The following is a 19,591-nucleotide window of genomic DNA, read 5'->3' as shown; positions in this document are numbered from 1 at the left end:
CATTGGCTCCTAGGCCACGACGGCCCCGTACGCCACGACGCCACGGCGCACCAGGTCCATGGCGGAGTGGCAGGTCTTTGCAAAGCCGGCAGGCAGGGCGGGGACCTGCGACAGTTGCCCCAGCAAGTCGATGACCTGCTTGGACCAGCGCACAAAGTCCCCCGCGGCAAGCTCCGTGCCGTTGAGCGACTCTTGGAGGCTGCGGCCCTTCGCCCACTTGTACATGGGCCACATCAACCCCAGCTCGGGTTCGCTGGTCAGCGGCAGTTTGTGCGACTCCTCGGCGTCCTGGAGTTTGGCCCACAGCACCACCACATCCTCCACGGCCTGCTCCAGCCCCACGCTGGGCATGCGCGGGCGCGCCCCCTCGGCGTCGCGCTTTGACTGGTAGACCAAGGCGGTGGTGAAGGATGCCAGCTCGGCCGCATCCAAGTCCGCAAAGGAGCCTTGGCGCAGGGCCAGGGCGATCAGCAGGTCCTTTTCGCCGTACACGCGGCGCAACCGTTGGCCGTCGTCGCTGGGACGCAGCTCACCGGAGCCGTTCGCCACTACAAAGCCGTAGCCGGCCAGCAGGTCGATGACCCTGTCGAAGGTGCGCGCAATCGTATTGGTGCGCGCCTGGATGGCCCTGACAATGCCGTCGGTTTCGCGGCGCAGCTTCCACCAGCGCTCCGACCAGCGGGCATGGTCTTCCCGCTCGCTGCAGCCGTGGCAGGGATGTGCCCGCAGCTTCCGGCGCAACGCGGCAATGGCTTCGTCCTCCACCGCGGTCGAGTCCTGGTAGGCGAACGCTGCCGAGCGGTGCGGGCGCAGCCCCGCGATGTTCTCCAGCTTGTCCTGCACGGCCGCCAACAAATGGCGCTTGTCCTTGGGCACCTTGGCGTTGAAGCCCTTGGGCACCCGAACCCGGGCGACCGGCTCCACGGGGTTGCTCAGCTCCTGCGCCCCCAGCCGGCGGTACTCCCGGTCCATGCCGACCACACCGGGGCGCGGCTGGCGCGAGCTGGAGTCTGCCTGAACCACGACGGCGTAGCCCTGGTTCCGGCCCTCCGTCACCATGATAACGTCCCCGGCACGCAGGCTGGCCACCGAGTCGAGCACGGCTTCGCGGCGCTGCTTGGCTTTGGTTTTGGAGGCACCCGACTCGTGGTCGGAGAGTTCCCGGCGCAGCTTGGCGTACTCGTTGAAGTCGCCCAGGTGGCACGTCATGGATTTTTCGTAGCCGGCCAGGGATTCCTCCCGCGAACGTACCTGGCGGGCCAGGTCCACCACGGAGCGGTCCGCTTGGAACTGGGCGAAGGACGATTCCAAGATCTGGCGCGTACGGGCCCGGCCAAACTGGGCCACGAGGTTGATGCTCATGTTGTAGGTGGGGCGGAAGCTGGAGTTCAGCGGGTAGCTGCGCTTGGAGGCCAGGCCGCCCACGGCCGCCGGGTCCGTGCCGGGCTTCCACAACACCACGGCATGGCCTTCCACGTCGATGCCACGGCGCCCGGCCCGGCCCGTCAGCTGGGTGTACTCCCCCGCCGTGATGCCCACATGGGCTTCGCCGTTGAATTTCTCCAGCTTTTCCAACACCACCGTGCGGGCCGGCATGTTGATACCCAGAGCAAGGGTTTCGGTGGCAAAGACGGCCCGCACCAGGCCGTGGACAAACAAGTCTTCCACCACTTCCTTGAAACTGGGCAGCATCCCGGCATGATGTGCAGCCAGACCGCGCAGCAGCCCGTCGCGCCAACCCCAGAAGCCAAGGATGTCCCTGTCTGCATCGGGCAGTTCGGCACAGGCGGTGTCCACGCGGCGGGCAATCTCTTCACGTTCCGCTTCGGTTGTGAGCCACAGACCGGCCGCGGCGCATTGTTGCACGGCTGCGTCGCAGGCGGCGCGGGAAAAGATGAAAGTGATGGCGGGAAGCAGGTCTTGGCGTTCCAGGGCGCGGATCACTTGGGGCCTGGAGGCGGCTCGGGCCGAGGACCGGATCTCGTGTGCATGGCCACCGCGGTCTTGCCCGCCGCGATCTTGCCCGCCGCGATTCTGCCCTGCGCCGTCCTGGGCGGAAAAGTCCTGGTACCGGCGTCCGCGTGCGCCGCCGCCACGGCGGCCGTAACTGGAGCCGCGCCCTGTGGTGACGGACTCCGTGCGCGCCAGCTTCAGCAGTTCCGGGTTGATGGCAGGGGTTTTGTGGCCAGACTTGCCGGCGGCTTCGGCCACTTTGTCAAAGGCCACGTTCTCGACAAACAAGTCGACGAGGTCCTGGCGCACCATGACGTGCTGCCACAGGGGAACCGGGCGGTGCTCGGAGACCACCACGGCAGTGTCGCCGCGGACAGTGCCCAGCCAGGCGCCAAACTCTTCCGCGTTGGAGACGGTGGCGCTAAGGGAGATGACGCTGACTTCGCTGGGCAGGTGGATGATGACTTCCTCCCACACAGCCCCGCGGAAGCGGTCGGCCAAGTAGTGGACTTCATCCATGACCACATAGGCCAGCCCGGCGAGCGTGTTCGAATCCGCATAGAGCATGTTGCGCAGCACTTCGGTGGTCATCACCACCACGGGGGCTTCGGAGTTGATGCTTGTGTCCCCCGTCAGCAGCCCCACGTTCGATGTGCCGTACTTGGCAGCCAGCTCCTGGTACTTCTGGTTGCTCAGCGCCTTGATGGGGGTGGTATAGAACGCCTTGTGCCCGCGCTGCAGGGCGAGATAGACGGCAAACTCCCCCACGATGGTCTTGCCGGCGCCTGTCGGGGCTGCAACCAAAACACCGCGGCCTGCCTGAACGGCACGGCACGCGGTGTTTTGAAAGGGGTCCAGTTCGAAGCTGAGACCCGAGGTGAAATCGGCAAAGTCTGTGCCCCTGTCCCGTGTCCTCTCCTTCGCTGCCAGGTAGCGTTCAGAAGGACTGGGCATATCAGGGGTGGCCATGGAACAAGCCTACGTCAGCTCACAGGGTCTCGAGGTCAGTCGAGGGCGTTGCCATGTCGGCGTTGGACTCGGACTCCTTGACCTTCTTCGCATCGCGGCGGTCCCGGCGCTTGTCATTGATCATGCACAGCCCAATCGCGCCGAAGTACAGCACCAGAAGCGGCGCGGCGAGGAAGAACATGCTCATGACGTCGGAGCCCGGTGCGGCCATCGCCGAGACGATCACCACACCAAGGATGGTGAAGCGCCAGGCCTTCAAGTACGTCCGTCCGCGCACAAGACCAATGGCATTGAGCGCAAACAGCAGCACCGGCACCAGGAAAGCCACCCCCATGAACAACATCAACTGCAAGGCAAACTGCAGGTAGTCGATGGCTTTCATGAGGTTGGCGCTCTCGGTGTTCGCCGGTGTGAAAGACGTCAACGCCTTGACAATGTTGGGCCAGATGAGCCAGCCGGCAAAGATGCCGGCCAAGAACAGCGGCACGGAGGCAAACATGTAGGAGAGCGTGTACCGACGTTCCTTCTTTGTCAGTCCCGGGGTGATGAAGGCCCACAACTGGTAGATCCACACTGGCGAGGCAATGATCAGGCCAAGGATCAGCGAAATCTGGATTTTCAGGTCAAAGGAGGTTGTCACGCCCTCAAAGTTCAAGGACGCAACAATATGGCGGGACGCGCTGATGTCTCGCAGGGGCTGTGTTATCGCGTACATGAGCGGATCGTAAAGGATCCACCCAATGATGATCCCCGGGATCATGGCCAGGGCACTCTTGAAGAGCCGGTTTCGTGCCTCTATCAGGTGTGCCTTGAGCGGCATCCTGCCTTCGGGATTGGCTTTACGGCCCCTTGTGGCACCCACCGTCTCCTCAATCGTTTCTATGACTGAGCGCCGGTGCCGGTTCCGGTACCGTCGCCCTGCGTGTTCCCCTGTGCCGGGTTGTTGACGATTCTGCCCTCAACCGGTGCTTCGGGGGCTGGTGAGGGAGTAGGGCTGGCCGATGCGGCGTCGTTCTTGGCGTCGTTCTTGCCGTCGTTTTTGTCTTCGTCCTTGCCGTCGTTCTTCATTTCCTTGACCTCGGACTTGATGATCCGCATGGACTGGCCCAAGCTGCGGGCCATGCCGGGCAGCTTCGGGGCTGCAAAGAGCAAGAGAACAACAATGATGATGATGGTGATAGCCCAAGGGCTCTCAAAAAGTCTTCCCACGGTAACGCCTTTCCTTTTGTTTCATCCTAAGTGGTGCAGTGCTTCGATGTCGCGCAAGGATTGGAGCTGTCCGCGTTCTTTCCTGCGGGCGACGCGCCGTTGAAGGCGAATAAAACGCCGTTCCTCTTTGGCAGCCAGGTAATCATCCTTCATTCTTTCAGGTGTTGCAAAAACTGCGCTTCCTGGCGCCGTTGTGCGCGGCTCTGTGACGTGCGCAACGTGCGCTCGCTCCAGGCTGGCATCCCAGTACTCCCCGCGTTCACGCGACGTTTCGTCAAACGTGCGGGCCGTTGCCGAAGCATCGCGCCACACCTTGAACGCCAAAAAGGCAATGAACAGCAGGGACAGGGCAACGAGCGCCGTCCAAATGAGAATCCAGGACCACCAAGGCATTTTTTGAGTCTATCCGCCCAATCTGGGAACAACCCCGACAATTTCGCCCACAGCGTCATAGCTTGCGGCCGACTCGGCAAGCCAAGCAGCTGCCGCTTCCCGCACGGCGGTTGGAGCAACCACCTGCGCGCGGCCCCCGAGCCTGGCCATCAACGGGGCCAGCATGGCCGTGTCCCCGACCAGGAATTGCAGCCCTGTCGCACCGTCGCCCACATCGAAGAGCTCGGCATTGTAGGCAGGTTGCAGCCGGCGGGCCGTGGCGGCGTCTGCGCGCACGCGCACATGCATGTCCTCAGTGCCGGGATCGTAGACCCCGCTGTTGGGTCGCCACGGCGCTTGGACGGACTGGGCAGGATTGGACTGGGCTTGGCTGGACCAGGCTTGACTGGACTGGGCATGTTCCTGCGCGCCCGCATCAGTGAGCTCTTTGATGTTCGCCAGGCGGAAACTGCGCAGCCCGCCGGCCTTCCGGCACCAGGCACGCACATACCAGGCGGAATCAATGGAAAACAGTCTGCACGGTTCCACAATGCGTTCACTGAGTTCATCGCGGTTCCGCACCAAATAGGTGATGGCACAGGCGCGGGATCCGGCGATGGCCAGCTGGAGGGCGGCGATGGTATCCAGTTCCGCCCCGGAGACCAGCTCAAGTTCGACGACGTCGGCGAGCCAGGAGTCCTCCCCCGCCACGGCGGCAACGGAGTCGATGGCGTGGCGCAGCGACTGGGCCGCTCGCGTGCCGGGAAGCGCCGTGAGCGCCTTCAGGCCCACAAGCACCGAACAGGCTTCCTCTTGGGTCAGGCGGAGCGGGCTCGCCAGCGTTTCGGCATCCCGGATGAAGACTTGTCCGGAGTCGGTGGTCACATCCATGAGGTCCCCGTGCAAATAGCCGGGCAGTCCTGTGACAGTGAGCGTGTCGCGGTCCTTTTCCCATTGTGCGCCGGAAATACCGAACTCTTCGAGCACTTCGGCCTCCTCCACGCCCGGATTGGCCACCAGGTAGGGAACCATGGACAAGAGCCGCACCAGTCTGTCGCGGGTGTCGTTTTTCTTGCCCGGGCCGCCCGGCAGCGGCGTGCCCCAGTCGAGGCCCCGCACGTCTTCGGCGGCCGCGGTGACCGCCCGGTGGAGGCTGTCGGCCACAGCGTCACGGAGTTCGGGAGGGTCCACAACCAGGGCGCGGGTTCCCATCGCGGCAACGTCGTCGGCCATCAATTCGGCCTCGCGGTAGCTCACGCTCAGCACTTCCCAACCAGGCTTGTGCCAGGGAGAATCCGGGTCGGTGGTGGTCCCGTCGAGGTTGCGCAGCCAGTGCGCGGTTCCCTCCGGCACGGCGATTCGGGCGGTGGCGGGAGTCTCCGTGCCCAGGCGCTCAAGCACGGGTGCCATGCCAAAACCGGCGGGTCGCTCAAAAGCTTCGCGGGTGTGGACAAGGACGTCCGAGGTGATGCGAGAGAGCCTATAACTGCGTTCGGCACCCTTGTCGACGTCGAACGCGGCAAGGTACCACTGCCCGTACTTGCTGCCCAGGCCCCATGGCTCAACGGTGCGGGCGGTGCTGTCGGTGGAGCCGGCACTGCGGTAGTCGAACGACACCCGGTGGTGGGTGCGCAGGGCTGACCAAAGCGGCTCGAAGGCGGGTTCTGCCGTGCGGATCCGCGACTGGGACGTGGTTTCATCCTCATACCAGGGCGTCCCGGCACGTGCGGAGATCTTGCGCAGTGCCGACGCGGCGGCACCGCCCAGCGTGGCTCCGGACCACAGGTTGGCGGCGATGGACACTAGCGCCATCGCTGATTCATCCAAGCGGATGGCCGGGACGCGGTAGTCGTCGGGATCAATGCGGTAAAGTGCCTGTTCGCCGGAGTCGGTTCCGGGCAGTCCGTTGTGGGTGATGGGGATGCCAAGTTCCAACAACGTCTTTTTGTCCCGCTCAAACATGCGTTCAAAAGCGGCGTCGGCTTTGTCTTCCTCGGCTGCAGGGCCGGCGTAGCCGTTGACGTTCTTGCGGAGGTGGCTCTTGCTGTAGCCACGGCGGGTCCCCAGCAAGGCGATCACCAGGTTCAACAAGCGTTCAGTGGCATCTATTTTTGTGGACACATTGCCCACAGTACTAGGCGGGAGGCGCTGGCGTTAACGGACTGCGGCCCCGATCAAAGGATCGGGGCCGCAGCGGCTTGCTGAAATGCGAAGAAGGTGCTTAGCGCACGCCGACCAGGTCGACAACGAAGATCAGCGCTTCGTTGGGGGCGATGGCCCCGGCGGCGCCACGTGTTCCGTAGGCCAGTTCCGAGGGGATCTCCAGGCGGCGGCGTCCGCCAACCTTCATGCCGATCAAGCCCTGGTCCCAGCCTTGGATGACTTGGCCAATGCCGGCCTTGAATTCCAGCGGCGTGCCGCGGCTCCAAGAAGAGTCGAACTCCTCTCCGGTGGAAAATGCGACACCCACATAGTGGGTGGAGACGGTGTTGCCGGGGACAACTTCGGTGCCGGTGCCCTCGATCAAGTCCTCTATGACAAGTTCGGTGGGGACCCCGTGTTCCGGGAAATCAATTTCGGGTTTGCTGCGGTCAAAGTTGCGGGTTCCAAAAGACATGCTGCTCCTTAGGGTTTGTTACTTCTTCGATTCAATCTTAACCACAAACACCAGCGGTCCGGCAGGCTTGCCCTGAGCTTCCGCCTGTTCCCCGTAGGCAAGCGAGGCGGGGATGGTCAGCTGTACGGTGGAGCCCACCTTCTGGCCCGTCAAGCCCACAGTCCATCCTTCAATGACCTTCTGCAGGCCGAAGGTGGCAGCTTTGCCGCTGTCGAAGGTGGAATCAAACTGCTTTCCGTCCCAAGTCCAGCCGGTGTACAAGGCTGAAATGGTGTCCTCCGCGGTCAGTGTTTCGCCGCTTCCTTCGGTCAGCACCTGTACGGCGAGGCCGGCCGGGGCGTCATTCTTGGGAATCGTGATGCTGGGGACGCCCTTGTCGTCGAACTTGGCCACTGGCAGCTTGCCGTCCTTGGCAAGTTTTGCCACCGCGTCGGCATCCATGAGTTTGGCCGGTTCCGGGGCATCCTTGGCGGTCTTGATCTGGAAGACGCTCATGCTGGCCGGTCGGGCTGGCTGGGCGGGCGCCTCGGTGCTGCCGGGGACTTCCTCGGTGCCGGGGGTTGCATAGGAAATGTATGCGCCGACCTTGGCCTTGGAGAAAGTGCTGTACACCAGCGGGAATTGGTTCATGAAGGATTCGTTGAGCACGATGGTGCCGCCGGCGTCCTTGCTGAAGTTCTCGCCCACGGTGTCCCCCGTGGCAGTGTCAAGGGCGATCTCCCGGAATTCCACGACTTGGCCGGTGGTGATTTGGGCACCGTTGCCGGGGGTGACCAAGCGCATGGACTCGGCCTTGACCTCCAGCGGTTTGTCGAAGGTGACCTTGGGGGCCTTGTCCTTGCCCTCGTCCTGGACCTTCACGGAAGCAAGGGCCTCCTCGTTCGACGGCGGGACACTCACCGAAGCGGTGGATGACGCGGCGGGTCCGGAAGTGTCCGTGGACCCTTGCGAACAGGCGCTCACAAGGAGCAGTAGGGGAAGAAGCAGTACAAGAAGTCGGCGCACAGAAACACTTTCGATGGCTGGATCACGGGCATTGCCGCAATGCCTGCGCACGGCAGGCGTTGCAACGGTGGTACTAATGATTTTCGTCAAGGCGATTTTGGCGAAACTTTTGGCAGTGCAACGGGCCATTAAGGGCTTTTGAAGCAATGAGCCGCCAACAGCTTATCCGCTGAAGCTGGACAAAAGCTGTTGGCCGCCCACTGCTTGCCCCTGATGTGGGGCGGCGTGCGGAGGAGGCGCCTTTCTGCCGTTGCTACACCTTCGATTCGATCTTGACCACGAACACCAGGGGTCCGGCGGGCCTGCTTACACTTCCTGCCTGATAGTCGAACAACATCGTGGCCGGAACGGTAAGCTGCACGGTGGAGCCGACCTTCTGGCCCGTCAGGCCAACCAGCCAGCCCTCAATAACCGTGCGGAAGTCGAACGGGTCGGCGACACCGCGGTCGTAGGCGGAATCGTATTTCTGCCCGTCAGCCCACGTCCAGCCCGTGTACAAGGCGGTAAACTTGTCATTTGGCTTAATAGTTTCCCCGGTTCCCTCGGTCAGCACTTGGACGGCGAGGCCAGTGGGCGCGTCGGTGTCCGGAATGGTGATGGTGGGGATGCCATTGTCGTCAAATATTGCCACGGGCAGCCTGCCGTCCGCTGCGAGGGCAGCAACCTCATCTGCGCTGAGGACCTTGGGCATGTCCGGTGCATCTTCGGCACTCTCCACCTTGTAAATCATCAAGGTGGCATGCTGGGCCCACTCGGGCGGGTTGTCGCCGAGTTCGGGCTTGGGGATTGCTTCGGCAACGTAGGCACCGACCTTGGCACTGATGAACGCATTCACCAGTGCAGGGGAATTGACCTGGTAGGCGGGGGTGAGCATGCTTTCGAAGCCGGCTGCTTGGGTGAAGTTCTGCTGGATTGTTTCGCCCGTGCTGGCGTTGAGAACGATTGAGCGGTGGAAGATCTTCTGGCCCAGGGCAATCTGTGCACCGTCACCGGGGGCCAGCACGCCTGCAGTCGTCGTTTCAACGGTCAGCGGCATGTCAAAGGTGATCTTGGGGATCTTCCCTTCACCCTGGTCAATGACCTGCACGGAGGCAAGCACTCCCAAGTCCGGCGCCGGGTTGCTCGGCGATGTGGTGGCGGCTGCGGTGGGCGGCACACTCTCCGGCGGGCTTGGCGAAGCATCGGAGGATGGATCCGTCCCGGCCGGGTCCTGGGCACCCGGAGGCTCGGGCGCTCCTTGTGAACAAGCGCTCACAAGGAGCAGCAAGGCAATGAACAGTGCTAGAAGGCGGCGCATGGAAAACACTTCCTGTGGCTTTTCTTGGGCTCTTACTTAAGCAATGAGTACCCCGAAGCCTTGCACTGAAGAGAAACGCCAACCACCCCTGATGCTAAATGGTTACAGCTTAGAAACCACCCCGCAATGACTCAATCAGCGCGTCGACGCGTTCGTCGTCGTTCTTAAAGGGGTCCTTGCACAGGATGGTTTGGTGGGACCGGTCGTTGAGTTTAAGGTGCACCCAGTCCACCGTGTAGTCGCGTCCGGACTCTCGAGCTGCAGCGACGAACTTGCCGCGCAGGTGGGCGCGGGTTGTGGCAGGTGCAGTGTCGACCGCTGCGGCAATGTCCGCAGCGCTGACCAGCTTGCGTGCCGATCCGCGCCGTTCCAACATGTTGAACAAGCCTCGGTCGGGGGAAATATCGTGGTAGCGCAGGTCGAGCTGGGCGACTTCGGGCGAGGACAACTCAAGGTTGTGCCGCTCGGCGTAGGCGTGCAACAACTTGGCCTTGATCGCCCAGTCGATCTCGGTGTCAATGCTTGAATGATCTTCTGCTTCCACCGCGTCCAGCGTGCGTTCCCACAGGTCCATGATCTGCGGGACGAGTTCGTGGTGTGCCCCCCGCGAGTTGATGAAGGCCGCCACTTTTTCAAGATAGTGGCGCTGGATTTCAATCGCCGTCATGAAGCGGCCGTCGGACATCTTCAAGGGGTGCTTGCCCGTGATGTCGTGGGATATTTCGCGAATGCTGCGGATGGGGTTCTCCAGCCGCATGTCACTCATGATGGTCCCGGCCTCGACCATGCGAAGGATCAAGTCGACCGTGCCGACCTTGAGCATGGTGGTGGTTTCGGACATGTTCGAATCGCCGACGATCACGTGCAGCCGCCTGTACAGTTCGGCGTCCGCGTGCGGCTCGTCGCGGGTGTTGATGATGGGTCGTGAACGGGTGGTGGCCGAGGAGACGCCTTCCCAAATGTGGTCTGCGCGCTGTGAGAAGGCGTATTTTCCGCCCTGTTGGGCAGGGAGCACCCTGCCGGCACCGGCGATCAGCTGGCGCGTTACCAGGAACGGGATGAGAATGTCCGCCAAGCGGCCAAATTCGCCCCTGCGGGTGATCAGGTAATTTTCGTGGCTGCCATAAGAGTTTCCGGCGGAATCCACATTGTTTTTGAACAGGAAGACCTTGCCGTCGTAACCTTCAAACCCAAGTCTTGTCTGGGCTTCCTGGACGAGGTCGTTCAGGATGGTTTCCCCTGCCCTGTCGTGGGCAATCAGCTGGGCGATGCTGTCGCATTCGGCCGTGGCGTATTCGGGGTGGGAGCCCACGTCCAAATACAACCGCGAGCCATTGGGCAGGAAAACATTCGAGGAACGGCCCCAACTGACGACCTTGCGGAAAAGGTACCTTGCCACTTCCTCGGGGGACAGCGGCCGCGAGCCGGGCGCCGAGTATGCCACGCCAAACTCCGTCTCAATACCAAATATCCGCCGGTCCACCTGTCATGTCTCCTTCATTGCCGTTGTATAGTGCAGCCGCGTGAGTTGCAGCTGTGTGTTGCCGTTGCACGTTGTTTGGTCCAGGGGCTCAATCCGCGGCCAACTGGGTGGCCACGGTTGCGGCGTTCAGCCTCCGGAAGGCCCTGTGCGAGCCGCGCACGCGCGAAACGTTGCGATCTAGCACGGCCACCTCCAAAGTAGCTGCTGCCAGGGCTGCCGCCTGATCGGGGACTTCGCTGCGGGCTGCTCCCCCTGGTGCTGCGTCCAAACGCGGGGATTCCAGCGCTGCGACGGCCCACCGCAGCGCCTGGCCCAGGCTTGCGCCTGCTCTCCAGCGTTTTTCCAAGGCCGCCTGGACCAGGTCGGCCTTGCCTCCCATGGCCAGGAAGCCCGATTCATCGGCAATGGAGCCGTCGAAGTTCAGCCGGAAGATGTGGTCCTCGCCTTGCCGCTCCCCCACCTCGGCGACTGCCAATTCAACTTCGAAGGGTTTTTGTTCGGCCGTAAACACAGTGCCGAGGCTTTGCGCATACACGCTGGCCAGGCCGCGCGCCGTCACGTCCGCCCTGTCGTAGGAGTAGCCGCGCACATCGGCGTAGCGCACACCGGCTTGGCGGAGGCTTTCGAACTCGTTGTACTTGCCCACGGCGGCAAAGGCGATGCGGTCGTAGATTTCGCCGATTTTGTGCAACGTCGGTGACGGATTTTCAGCCACCAACGCGATGCCGCCCAGAAAGGAAACCACCACCACCGATTTGCCCCGGGCGATTCCCTTGCGGGCGAAGTCCGCCCGGTCCTTCATGACCTGTTCGGGGGAAACATAGAATTGCTGCGCCATTTATGCCTCCCTGCGTTCGACGCTGCGTCGCGTCACAATGGTTTCCACAACGCCGGCCAGCGCATCGTCGCCCACCCTTGCGGCGCCGTCGTGTGTTACTACATAGACTACCGGCCACAAACGGCGTACAAGGTCCGGCCCGCCCGTGGCGGAATCGTCGTCCGAGGCGTCGTAGAGGGCCTCGACGGCCACTTCCAGCGCCTGCTCGGCGGTGAGTCCGGGGCGCCACAGCTTTTTCAGCGCCCCGCGGGCAAACACGGAGCCCGAGCCCACGCTGTGGTGTTCGAGCTCTTCGTAACGACCTCCCGTGACGTCGTAGGAAAACAACCGCCCCGTTGTTACTGGGCCGGCTGTCTCAATTCCCGCGAAGAGCGGCACCACCGACAGCCCCTGCATCGCCATGGGCAGGTTGGCGCGGACCATGGCACCGAGCCTGTTGGCTTTGCCCTCAAGGCTGAGGAGCGTGCCCTCGATCTTCTCGTAGTGCTCAAGCTCCACCTGAAAAAGGCGGACCATGTCGATGGCGATCCCTGCTGTGCCGGCAATGCCAAGCACCGAATACGCATCGGCTGGGAATACTTTTTCAAGGTGCCGGTTGGCGATCATGGACCCCATGGTGGCCCGTCTGTCCCCCGCCATGAGCACCCCGCCTTCGAAGGAAAGCGCCACGATGGTGGTCCCGTGCGGGGTTGCCGGCATGGTGCCTGCGGGCAGGGCGCGGCCAAACGGCAACAGGCCCGGATTGCTGCGGGTCACATGGTCAAGGAACGACGACGAGGAGCCCCCGCCTTCCAGCGCTGGAAATTCGGTCCTGTTGTGGGCGTCCATGGAGGCCTACTGTCCACCCTTTTGCACAAACCCGCGCACGAACTCCTCGGCGTTTGACTCCAGGACGCCATCAATTTCATCCAAGAGGTCGTCCACGCCGGTGGTGGCGGCCTGGGCTGCTGCAGAATCCGCGCCCGGCGCCGGGACCGGCAGTTCCTCGACGTGTTCCTCTTCGGGCCGGGAAGAGACGTTCTTCTGTTCCTGTGAAGCCATGATGCGTCCTTCTTACGTGGTTCCCGGTGCCGTTCTCGGCACCTATTCCCATACTGCCACGGACCCGCCAAGAATGCGCCGCCCGTGCCGGTTTGCTAAGCAAGGACCGCCTCAAGCCCGGCCAGGTCCCCCTGCTTGGATGAAATAGAGGGCGCGTCCTAGTGTGCGTCCGACAGCAATTGGGACAGGAAATCCTGCAGGCCCGTGTTGTTGTCAAAAAGCCCGGCGGTGAGCTCCTTCGTTCCGCGCAGCGGTTCCTTCGTGGAGACGCGTTGCAGGCGGCGCAATTGCGGCACCTCGAAGATGACCGAGTCCCAACTGGCTCCCACCACATGGGCGCCAAAATCCTGGATACAGCGACCGCGGAAATACGCCCTTGTGTCCGGCGGCGGGGCTTGCACCGCGGCGGCAATGGACTCGTCGCTGACCACTCGCTGCATGCGGCCGCGCTGCAGCAGCTTGTAGTAAAGGCCCTTTTCCGGGCGGATGTCCGCCCATTGCAGATCGATGAGGCCCAACCGGGGATCGTCCCAGTCCAAGCCGTCGCGGTTCCTGTACTGCTGCAACAGACTGAGTTTCGCCACCCACTCCAGTTGCCCGGCAAGGCTCATGGGGTCCGTTCCCAGGGCCGTGAGCACTTCTTCCCACTTGGCCAGCACGGCTGCGGTGTGGCCGTCGCCCGTTTCAGGGTGGCTTGAACCGTTGGCTTGTGCATGGGCAAGTGCAGCCTTGAGGTAGCGCCACTGCACGTCCAGGGCCGTGGTGCGGCTGCCATCGGCCAGCAAATATGTTCCTTGCAGTTCCCAGTCGTGGCTGATCTCTCGCAGCGACGTCACCGGATCGGCAAATTTCAGCACAGGGGCCGTGCCGTGTTCAATCATGTCAAGCACCAGCGCCGTCGTGCCAAATTTGAGGTAGTTGGAGACCTGGCTCAAGTTGGCGTCGCCAATGATGACGTGGAGGCGGCGGTACTTCTCTGCCACTGCATGCGGCTCGTCGCGGGTGTTGATGATGGGGCGGCGGATGGTGGTTTCCAAACCGACCTCGGCCTCAAAAAAATCTGCCCGCTGGCTGATCTGAAAGCCGCTGCCCGAGCCGTCCTGGCCAAGACCAACGCGCCCGGCACCGCACATGAGCTGGCGGGTGACGAAGAACGGGGTCAGCCCGGAAACAATGTGCGCAAAGGGGACACTGCGCGGCATGAGGTAGTTTTCATGGCTGCCGTAGGACACCGATTTGTTGTCGGTGTTGTTCTTGTACAGGTTGATTTCGGGCACGTCCGCGGTGGCGGCGATTCGGCGCACGGCCGCCAGCGCAACAAGGTCCCCGGCAGCATCCCAACGCACTGCGTCGAGCGGATTCGTCACCTCCGGCGAGGAGTATTCCGGGTGGGCGTGGTCCACATACAAGCGTGCGCCGTTGCCGAGCACCATGTTCATCATCAGGGGTGCGCCGGTGTCTCCGCTTTCCCCGCCCTCCAAGGCGATCTGGGCGGCTGTGAGCACGGGTTCTGCATCTGTCAGCTGGCTGGGATGGGCAGCTTCGCGGGGCATGGACCAGCCGCGGGCATCGGCCAACGGGTCCTCGTCCGTGTAGTCCCAACGGGTCTCCCCGCCGGCAGCCGCCCGGTGGCTGGTCTCGCGCGAATAGGCATGCACCACCTGGGTGGAGAGCCATGTGGCGTTGAACTGCCGCGTCCCCGGAGCGTGGATGCCGTATTCCGTTTCGGCCCCCACGACCCGCACAACACTCACAGGTACTGCCCCGTGTTGTGCACGGTTTCCAGAGTTTTCCCGGGCACTTGGCCTTCCTTGCTTTGGACAATGGTGCGAATGTAGGTGATCCGTTCGCCCTTCTTCCCCGAAATGCGGGCCCAGTCGTCGGGGTTGGTGGTGTTGGGCATGTCCTCGTGCTCGCGGAACTCATCCACCACGGCCCGGAGCATGTGCTCGATGCGGATGCCCTTTTCATTGTGCGTCAACAAGTCCTTGATGGCGTACTTCTTGGCCCTGTCCACCACGTTTTGAATGACGGCACCGGAGTTGAAGTCCTTGAAGTACAGCATTTCAGTGTCGCCGTTGGCATAGGTGACTTCCAAGTACTCATTGGACTTGTCGGTGGTGTACATGGCCTCCACCGTCCGCTGGATCATGGCTTCCACGGTCTCCTGCAGGCTGCCGTGGTTGGCGGCCAGGTCATCGGCGTGGAACGGCAGGCTGGTGGTGACGTACTTGGCAAAGATGTCCGCAGCGGCCTCGGCATCGGGACGCTGGATTTTAACCTTCACATCCAGCCGGCCCGGGCGCAGAATGGCAGGGTCGATCATGTCCTCGCGGTTGGAGGCGCCAATGACAATGACATTGTCCAAGCGTTCCACGCCGTCGATCTCGCTGAGCAGCTGCGGCACGATGGTGGTCTCCACGTCGGAGGAGACGCCGGTTCCGCGCGTGCGGAACAAGGAGTCCATCTCGTCAAAGAACACCACGACGGCGCTGCCGTCCGAGGCTTTCTCCCGTGCCCGGCTAAAGATCAACCGAATCTGGCGTTCAGTCTCCCCCACATACTTATCAAGGAGTTCAGGGCCCTTGATGTTGAGGAAGTAGCTCTTCTGGTCCTTGACGCCGGAACGTTCGCGGGCGCGTTTGGCCAGCGAGTTCGCCACCGCCTTGGCAATCAGCGTCTTGCCGCATCCGGGAGGCCCATAGAGCAAGATGCCCTTGGGTGCCTTCAACCCGTGCTCCCGGTACAGGTCCGGGTGCAGGAAGGGGAGCTCCACGGCATCGCGGATTTGTTCGATCTGTGACGACAGCCCGCCAATATCCAGGTAGGAAATGTCCGGAACCTCTTCAAGGATCAGGTTTTCCACTTCCGAGCGCGGGATCTTCTCCAGTGCATAGCCCGTGCGAGCGTCCAACGTCAGGCCGTCGCCCACCTTGACGGCGCCGCCCTGCAGCGCGCCTCCCAGACGGACAACACGCTCCTCGTCGGCCCGGCCGCTGACAAGCGCGCGGGAGCTGCCCAGCAGTTCCTTGACGGTGACAAGCTCGCCCACTCGCTCGTAGCCCAGGCCGGCAATGACCACGAAAGCTTCGTTCAACAGGACTTCCTGGCCCACATTGAGTTCGTTCAGGCGCAGCAGCGGGCTCAGGCCCACCCGCATCTTGCGCCCTGAAGCGTAAATGTCAAGGCTTTCGTGTGTGACCGCCGTGGCCTTGCCCGAGGAAGCCGCCGGCCGGTTGATGGCGATGATGGTGCCAAAGCCGTACGGCGGTTCGCCGGCGTTTTCCAGCGCCGTGCGCAGCTTCAGGATCTCGGCCTTGGCCGTCTCCAGCATGGCCACAAGCTTGGAGTTGTTTTGCGTGGCGGAGGCCAGCTGCCGATCCAGGTTGCGCGCCTTGTCACGGAGCACATTGAGCTGCCGTTCAAGGACCGCGTGCTGGCCCGGCCCCGCGGAGTAACTGTCCCCGGAAGATCCCGGAACGGGGCTGTCCTGGGCGGGGCTGTTCCGGGAGGGATTGCCCGAGGCGGTGTTCATTGCGTCGTTGCTCATGTCCATCGTTCCTTCCGCGGCCGATCGAAGGCCGGTACTGCCAACTTTAGTGCCATTGCACCCGGGAGCCAGTCCCCCGGGCGCTTGACCGAGTTCCTCGGCGGGAGCCAGGGGCTTATGTCTTGTCTGCAGCCTCGTTTGGTGTCTTTTCCGGGGTCTTGTCTGCAGCCTCGCCGGTGTCCTTGCTCTTGGTGCGCTTTGTTTGCACGGTGGAGGACGCATCCCGGGCGGCCCGGCGCAGTTTCCGATCCGATACCGCCCGCTCCCCCACGGCTGCCGGTGTCCAGGCATCCAGGTCTTCCTGGGCAAATTCTGTTTTGGACGCACGGCGTTTGGGCGTCATGCCCGTCACGCCGTCGGCCAGGCGGCGGGTCACCATGAGGAAGCCCGTGTGCGCCACCATCCGGTGGTCCGGGCGCACGGCCAGTCCCTCCAGGTGCCAGCCACGAACCATGGACTCCCACGCATCGGGTTCGGTGAAGCGCCCGTCGGCGCGGATGGCCTCGGCGGTGCGCGAGAGCTGGGTCACGGTGGCCACATAGTTGATCCACACGCCGCCGGGGGCCAGCACGGTGGCCACGGCGTCCAGGCATTCCCAAGGGGCCAGCATGTCAAGGACCACACGGTCGATGCTGCCCGGGGCCTCCTGTTCCACCACCTGGTCCTGGAAGTCGCCGAGGGAGATCTTCCAGGCCGGGTGTGGGCCGCCGAAAATGGTTTCCACGTTGCCGCGGGCAATGTCGGCAAACTCTTCGCGGCGCTCGAACGAATGCAGGTACCCGGAGTCGCCCACGGAGCGCAGCAAGGAGATGGACAACGCGCCCGAGCCCACACCGGCTTCAACCACGCGGGCACCCGGGAAAATGTCTCCCATCGTGATGATCTGCCCGGCGTCCTTGGGGTAGACCACGGCGGCACCGCGCGGCATCGAGAGGACAAAGTCCGAGAGCAAAGGGCGCAGCGCCTGGTATTGCTGTCCCACATTGCTTTCCACCATGGAACCCTCGGGTGCTCCGATCAGCAGATCGTGATTGAGGAAGCCCTTGTGCGTGTGGTACGCCGTGCCGGGAGTGAGCGTGATGGTGTTCATGCGGCCCCGCTCGTCTGTGAGTTGCACGCGTTCGCCGGCGCGAAACGGTCCGCGGCGTTGTGCTGCACCGTGCGGGGCCTGGGCGGGTTCTGTGGTGGAACCGGGGTGATTCATGGCTAATTCCTGTCGTGTTGTTGCTCGCAAAAAAGTTCTCCGGCCGGTGCGGTCATGGCCTGCAGTACGTCAACCGGCCAGCAGGCGGGCCATCGAGGAGGTCATTGGCCCGGTCGTCAGGGGACCGGCTTGCCGGTGATGGCCGCAACAACCTTGGCCTGGCTGAGCAGTCCGGTGACCCGCCCGTCAAGATTGATCACGGCATATTCGGTGTCGGGAAGTTGGGCCAGATAGGACACAAGTTCAGCACCCGCAGCCGCCTCGGGAACATAGGCGCCGGCAGAGAGCATTCGTGCCACGGCACTGGAAGGCGTGGTTTGCGCTGCCTGCGGCGGAACGTTGGCGAGGGCGTATTCGTCCACGACGGCGGCTGGGCGTCCGTCGTTGCCGAACAGCACGATGGGAGCGGACCGGTGCTGGGCCCGCAGCGTCCACAATTGGGCCACGGTGCACTGATTCGAGGCACTGACTGCCGGAACGGCCAGCTCCACGGCACTGATGGCCGGCAGCCGCAACCTGATTCTGGCTGCCTTGATGGAGGCAGAAGCCCCCATCCACAAAAATCCTGCCAGCAGGATGAGGATGAACGTCGTCGTCAGGTCGGGCTGGCTGCCGAGCATGTACGGCACGGCAAGGACAATGACAACAAGTGCCACCACAATGATGCGCCCGGCCCAACCAGCAGCGATGGTGCCCTTTTCTTGATTGCCCGTGGCCTTCCACACAATGGATTCCACGAGGCGTCCACCGTCTAGGGGTGCCCCCGGCAACACGTTGAACAAGCCAATGAGCAGGTTGGCCCAAATGAAGATGTTCACCAACAGCAGGGCAATGGAACCGCCCATGGTGACCTGTTCAACGGACACGGGCACCGGCAGCGCCAACTTGAGCAGGAAGCCCAAGCCCGCCAGCACGAAGTTGGCGACGGGTCCTGCGAAGGCAACCACCAGCGCCTTGCCCGGAGTTGCCTTGCTGAAATCAAATTCAGTGTGGCCGCCCCAAAGGTTCAGCACGATCTTATGGGTGGTCCAGCCATACAATTTTGCCGTTACTGCGTGCGCCAGCTCGTGGATGAACACCGAGAGCAGCAACAGCAGGGCGTAGGCAAAGGCCACGGGATAGGCCCATGCCTGGAAGTTGGCCTGTAGCTGCGGGCCAAAGATCAGCACTGTCACGGCGGCAATCAGAAACCAGGAGTTGGCCAAAATAATGGGCGTGCCCTTGACTGAGCCAAGGACCAGCCCCTCGCGGCGCTTCGGGGCACCGTGGGAAGCATCGCTCACAAGGCAGCCCCGGTGGAAGCCGGGCGGGAAGCCAAAACTGTGGCAACGTCGTGGTACGTCCGCCCGGCCAAGGTGGGCCAGGTGGTGCGGCGGGCATCCGCAGGCAGCGGCACGGCATTCGGGACGGCAATCGTGGCAACGCCCGAGGCCACTGCGGAGGCAACGCCCGGCACGGAATCTTCAATGGCAACGCAATGGGCGTTCGTCAGTTCCGGGTCGGTTTCGCGCAGCCGCGCAACCGCCATCAGGTACGGCTCGGGGTGGGGCTTGCCGTTCTCCACCTCGTCGCCGGTGATGAGGAATTCAAAATAGTTGCCGTCAAGGGCGTTGACCACTTCACTGGCCAAATTCCGCTCACTCATGGTGACGAGCGCACAGCGCACTCCCCTGCCATGCAGTTCCGCCAAGAGCTCGCGGGCTCCCGGGCGCCACGGCAGTTCCTTGCGGATGCCGGCGATGACGGAGCGGGAAAGGTGGTCCACGATCTCGCGCACCGTCAGCTTCACGCCCGCCTCTTGCAGGACTGCGGCAGAGGATTCCAGTGCGTTGCCCACAAGGCTCATGGCCTTTTCCACGTCCCAGTGCCCGCCGTGCTCGGTGACGAGCTTAATTTCGGCCGCGATCCAGTACGGTTCGGTGTCGACAAGGGTCCCGTCCATGTCCCACAGCACGGCTTTGAGCGCGGGCGGGGGCGTAGTCGCGCCGGGCACGGCGGTTGCAGAGGGTAAAAGCATGCCACCAGTCTACGGGTCATGCGGGGTGGAACGGAT

At 63.1% G+C, this 19,591-nt stretch carries 17 protein-coding genes; all 17 read right to left on the bottom strand.

Features of this window, described 5'->3' with window-relative positions:
* Positions 1-9 precede the first annotated feature (9 nt).
* On the bottom strand, positions 10-2,922 hold the full coding sequence (locus tag QMG25_RS16015; RefSeq protein ID WP_283462009.1) for a DEAD/DEAH box helicase: 2,913 nt from the start codon (positions 2,920-2,922) through the stop codon (positions 10-12).
* A 19-nt stretch (positions 2,923-2,941) separates the two neighbouring features.
* Positions 2,942-3,784 (bottom strand): twin-arginine translocase subunit TatC, encoded by an 843-nt coding sequence (tatC, locus tag QMG25_RS16010; RefSeq protein ID WP_283462008.1) that lies wholly within the window; start codon positions 3,782-3,784, stop codon positions 2,942-2,944.
* A gap of 17 nt (positions 3,785-3,801) precedes the next feature.
* Complete coding sequence (gene tatA / locus QMG25_RS16005) at positions 3,802-4,131, bottom strand: Sec-independent protein translocase subunit TatA (protein WP_283462007.1); 330 nt, start codon at positions 4,129-4,131, stop codon at positions 3,802-3,804.
* A gap of 21 nt (positions 4,132-4,152) precedes the next feature.
* Positions 4,153-4,524, bottom strand: coding sequence for a hypothetical protein (locus QMG25_RS16000; RefSeq protein WP_283462006.1), 372 nt, complete (start codon positions 4,522-4,524; stop codon positions 4,153-4,155).
* 9 nt (positions 4,525-4,533) lie between these two features.
* The gene (locus QMG25_RS15995) at positions 4,534-6,624 is read right to left on the bottom strand and encodes a helix-turn-helix transcriptional regulator (RefSeq protein WP_283462005.1); all 2,091 of its coding nucleotides are present in this window, start codon (positions 6,622-6,624) and stop codon (positions 4,534-4,536) included.
* Positions 6,625-6,724: 100 nt separating this feature from the next.
* On the bottom strand, positions 6,725-7,120 hold the full coding sequence (locus QMG25_RS15990) for an FKBP-type peptidyl-prolyl cis-trans isomerase (RefSeq protein WP_283462004.1): 396 nt from the start codon (positions 7,118-7,120) through the stop codon (positions 6,725-6,727).
* A gap of 18 nt (positions 7,121-7,138) precedes the next feature.
* Positions 7,139-8,083, bottom strand: a complete 945-nt coding sequence (locus tag QMG25_RS15985) for an FKBP-type peptidyl-prolyl cis-trans isomerase (protein ID WP_283462003.1) — start codon at positions 8,081-8,083, stop codon at positions 7,139-7,141.
* Positions 8,084-8,378: 295 nt separating this feature from the next.
* Positions 8,379-9,422, bottom strand: a complete 1,044-nt coding sequence (locus QMG25_RS15980) for an FKBP-type peptidyl-prolyl cis-trans isomerase (protein ID WP_283462002.1) — start codon at positions 9,420-9,422, stop codon at positions 8,379-8,381.
* A gap of 109 nt (positions 9,423-9,531) precedes the next feature.
* A complete protein-coding gene (gene pafA / locus QMG25_RS15975) occupies positions 9,532-10,905 on the bottom strand; it encodes a Pup--protein ligase (protein ID WP_283462001.1) in 1,374 nt (457 codons plus the stop codon).
* Between the two features lie 88 nt (positions 10,906-10,993).
* Positions 10,994-11,743 carry a proteasome subunit alpha gene (gene prcA, locus QMG25_RS15970; RefSeq protein WP_283462000.1) on the bottom strand — a complete coding sequence of 250 codons (750 nt, stop codon included), beginning with the start codon at positions 11,741-11,743 and terminating at the stop codon, positions 10,994-10,996.
* A complete protein-coding gene (gene prcB, locus QMG25_RS15965) occupies positions 11,744-12,571 on the bottom strand; it encodes a proteasome subunit beta (protein WP_283461999.1) in 828 nt (275 codons plus the stop codon).
* Positions 12,572-12,577: 6 nt separating this feature from the next.
* Positions 12,578-12,784, bottom strand: a complete 207-nt coding sequence (locus QMG25_RS15960) for a ubiquitin-like protein Pup (RefSeq protein WP_283461998.1) — start codon at positions 12,782-12,784, stop codon at positions 12,578-12,580.
* 158 nt (positions 12,785-12,942) lie between these two features.
* Positions 12,943-14,529 carry a depupylase/deamidase Dop gene (gene dop / locus QMG25_RS15955; protein WP_283462049.1) on the bottom strand — a complete coding sequence of 529 codons (1,587 nt, stop codon included), beginning with the start codon at positions 14,527-14,529 and terminating at the stop codon, positions 12,943-12,945.
* A gap of 5 nt (positions 14,530-14,534) precedes the next feature.
* Positions 14,535-16,334 (bottom strand): proteasome ATPase, encoded by a 1,800-nt coding sequence (arc, locus tag QMG25_RS15950; RefSeq protein ID WP_283461997.1) that lies wholly within the window; start codon positions 16,332-16,334, stop codon positions 14,535-14,537.
* Positions 16,335-16,449: 115 nt separating this feature from the next.
* Complete coding sequence (locus QMG25_RS15945; RefSeq protein WP_283461996.1) at positions 16,450-17,538, bottom strand: tRNA (adenine-N1)-methyltransferase; 1,089 nt, start codon at positions 17,536-17,538, stop codon at positions 16,450-16,452.
* A gap of 116 nt (positions 17,539-17,654) precedes the next feature.
* Positions 17,655-18,821 carry a site-2 protease family protein gene (locus QMG25_RS15940; protein WP_283461995.1) on the bottom strand — a complete coding sequence of 389 codons (1,167 nt, stop codon included), beginning with the start codon at positions 18,819-18,821 and terminating at the stop codon, positions 17,655-17,657.
* The gene (locus QMG25_RS15935) at positions 18,818-19,555 is read right to left on the bottom strand and encodes an HAD family hydrolase (RefSeq protein ID WP_283461994.1); all 738 of its coding nucleotides are present in this window, start codon (positions 19,553-19,555) and stop codon (positions 18,818-18,820) included. The genes QMG25_RS15940 and QMG25_RS15935 overlap by 4 nt, the downstream gene beginning before the upstream one ends.
* Between the last annotated feature and the right edge of the window lie 36 nt (positions 19,556-19,591).

Source organism: Arthrobacter sp. H35-D1, from assembly GCF_030063185.1.
Classification (GTDB): domain Bacteria; phylum Actinomycetota; class Actinomycetes; order Actinomycetales; family Micrococcaceae; genus Specibacter.
Note: the sequence above shows the minus strand (reverse complement) of the source record. Positions and strands in the feature narration are given on the sequence as shown.

Bases quoted from the DNA above. Each gene is read 5' to 3' on its own strand.
- QMG25_RS16015 (WP_283462009.1), bottom strand. From the start codon at position 2,922: ATGGCCACCCCTGATATGCCCAGTCCTTCTGAACGCTACCTGGCAGCG.
- QMG25_RS16000 (WP_283462006.1), bottom strand. From the start codon at position 4,524: ATGCCTTGGTGGTCCTGGATTCTCATTTGGACGGCGCTCGTTGCCCTG.
- QMG25_RS15990 (WP_283462004.1), bottom strand. From the start codon at position 7,120: ATGTCTTTTGGAACCCGCAACTTTGACCGCAGCAAACCCGAAATTGAT.
- QMG25_RS15980 (WP_283462002.1), bottom strand. From the start codon at position 9,422: ATGCGCCGCCTTCTAGCACTGTTCATTGCCTTGCTGCTCCTTGTGAGC.
- prcA (WP_283462000.1), bottom strand. From the start codon at position 11,743: ATGGCGCAGCAATTCTATGTTTCCCCCGAACAGGTCATGAAGGACCGG.
- prcB (WP_283461999.1), bottom strand. From the start codon at position 12,571: ATGGACGCCCACAACAGGACCGAATTTCCAGCGCTGGAAGGCGGGGGC.
- QMG25_RS15960 (WP_283461998.1), bottom strand. From the start codon at position 12,784: ATGGCTTCACAGGAACAGAAGAACGTCTCTTCCCGGCCCGAAGAGGAA.
- arc (WP_283461997.1), bottom strand. From the start codon at position 16,334: ATGAGCAACGACGCAATGAACACCGCCTCGGGCAATCCCTCCCGGAAC.
- QMG25_RS15945 (WP_283461996.1), bottom strand. From the start codon at position 17,538: ATGAATCACCCCGGTTCCACCACAGAACCCGCCCAGGCCCCGCACGGT.
- QMG25_RS15935 (WP_283461994.1), bottom strand. From the start codon at position 19,555: ATGCTTTTACCCTCTGCAACCGCCGTGCCCGGCGCGACTACGCCCCCG.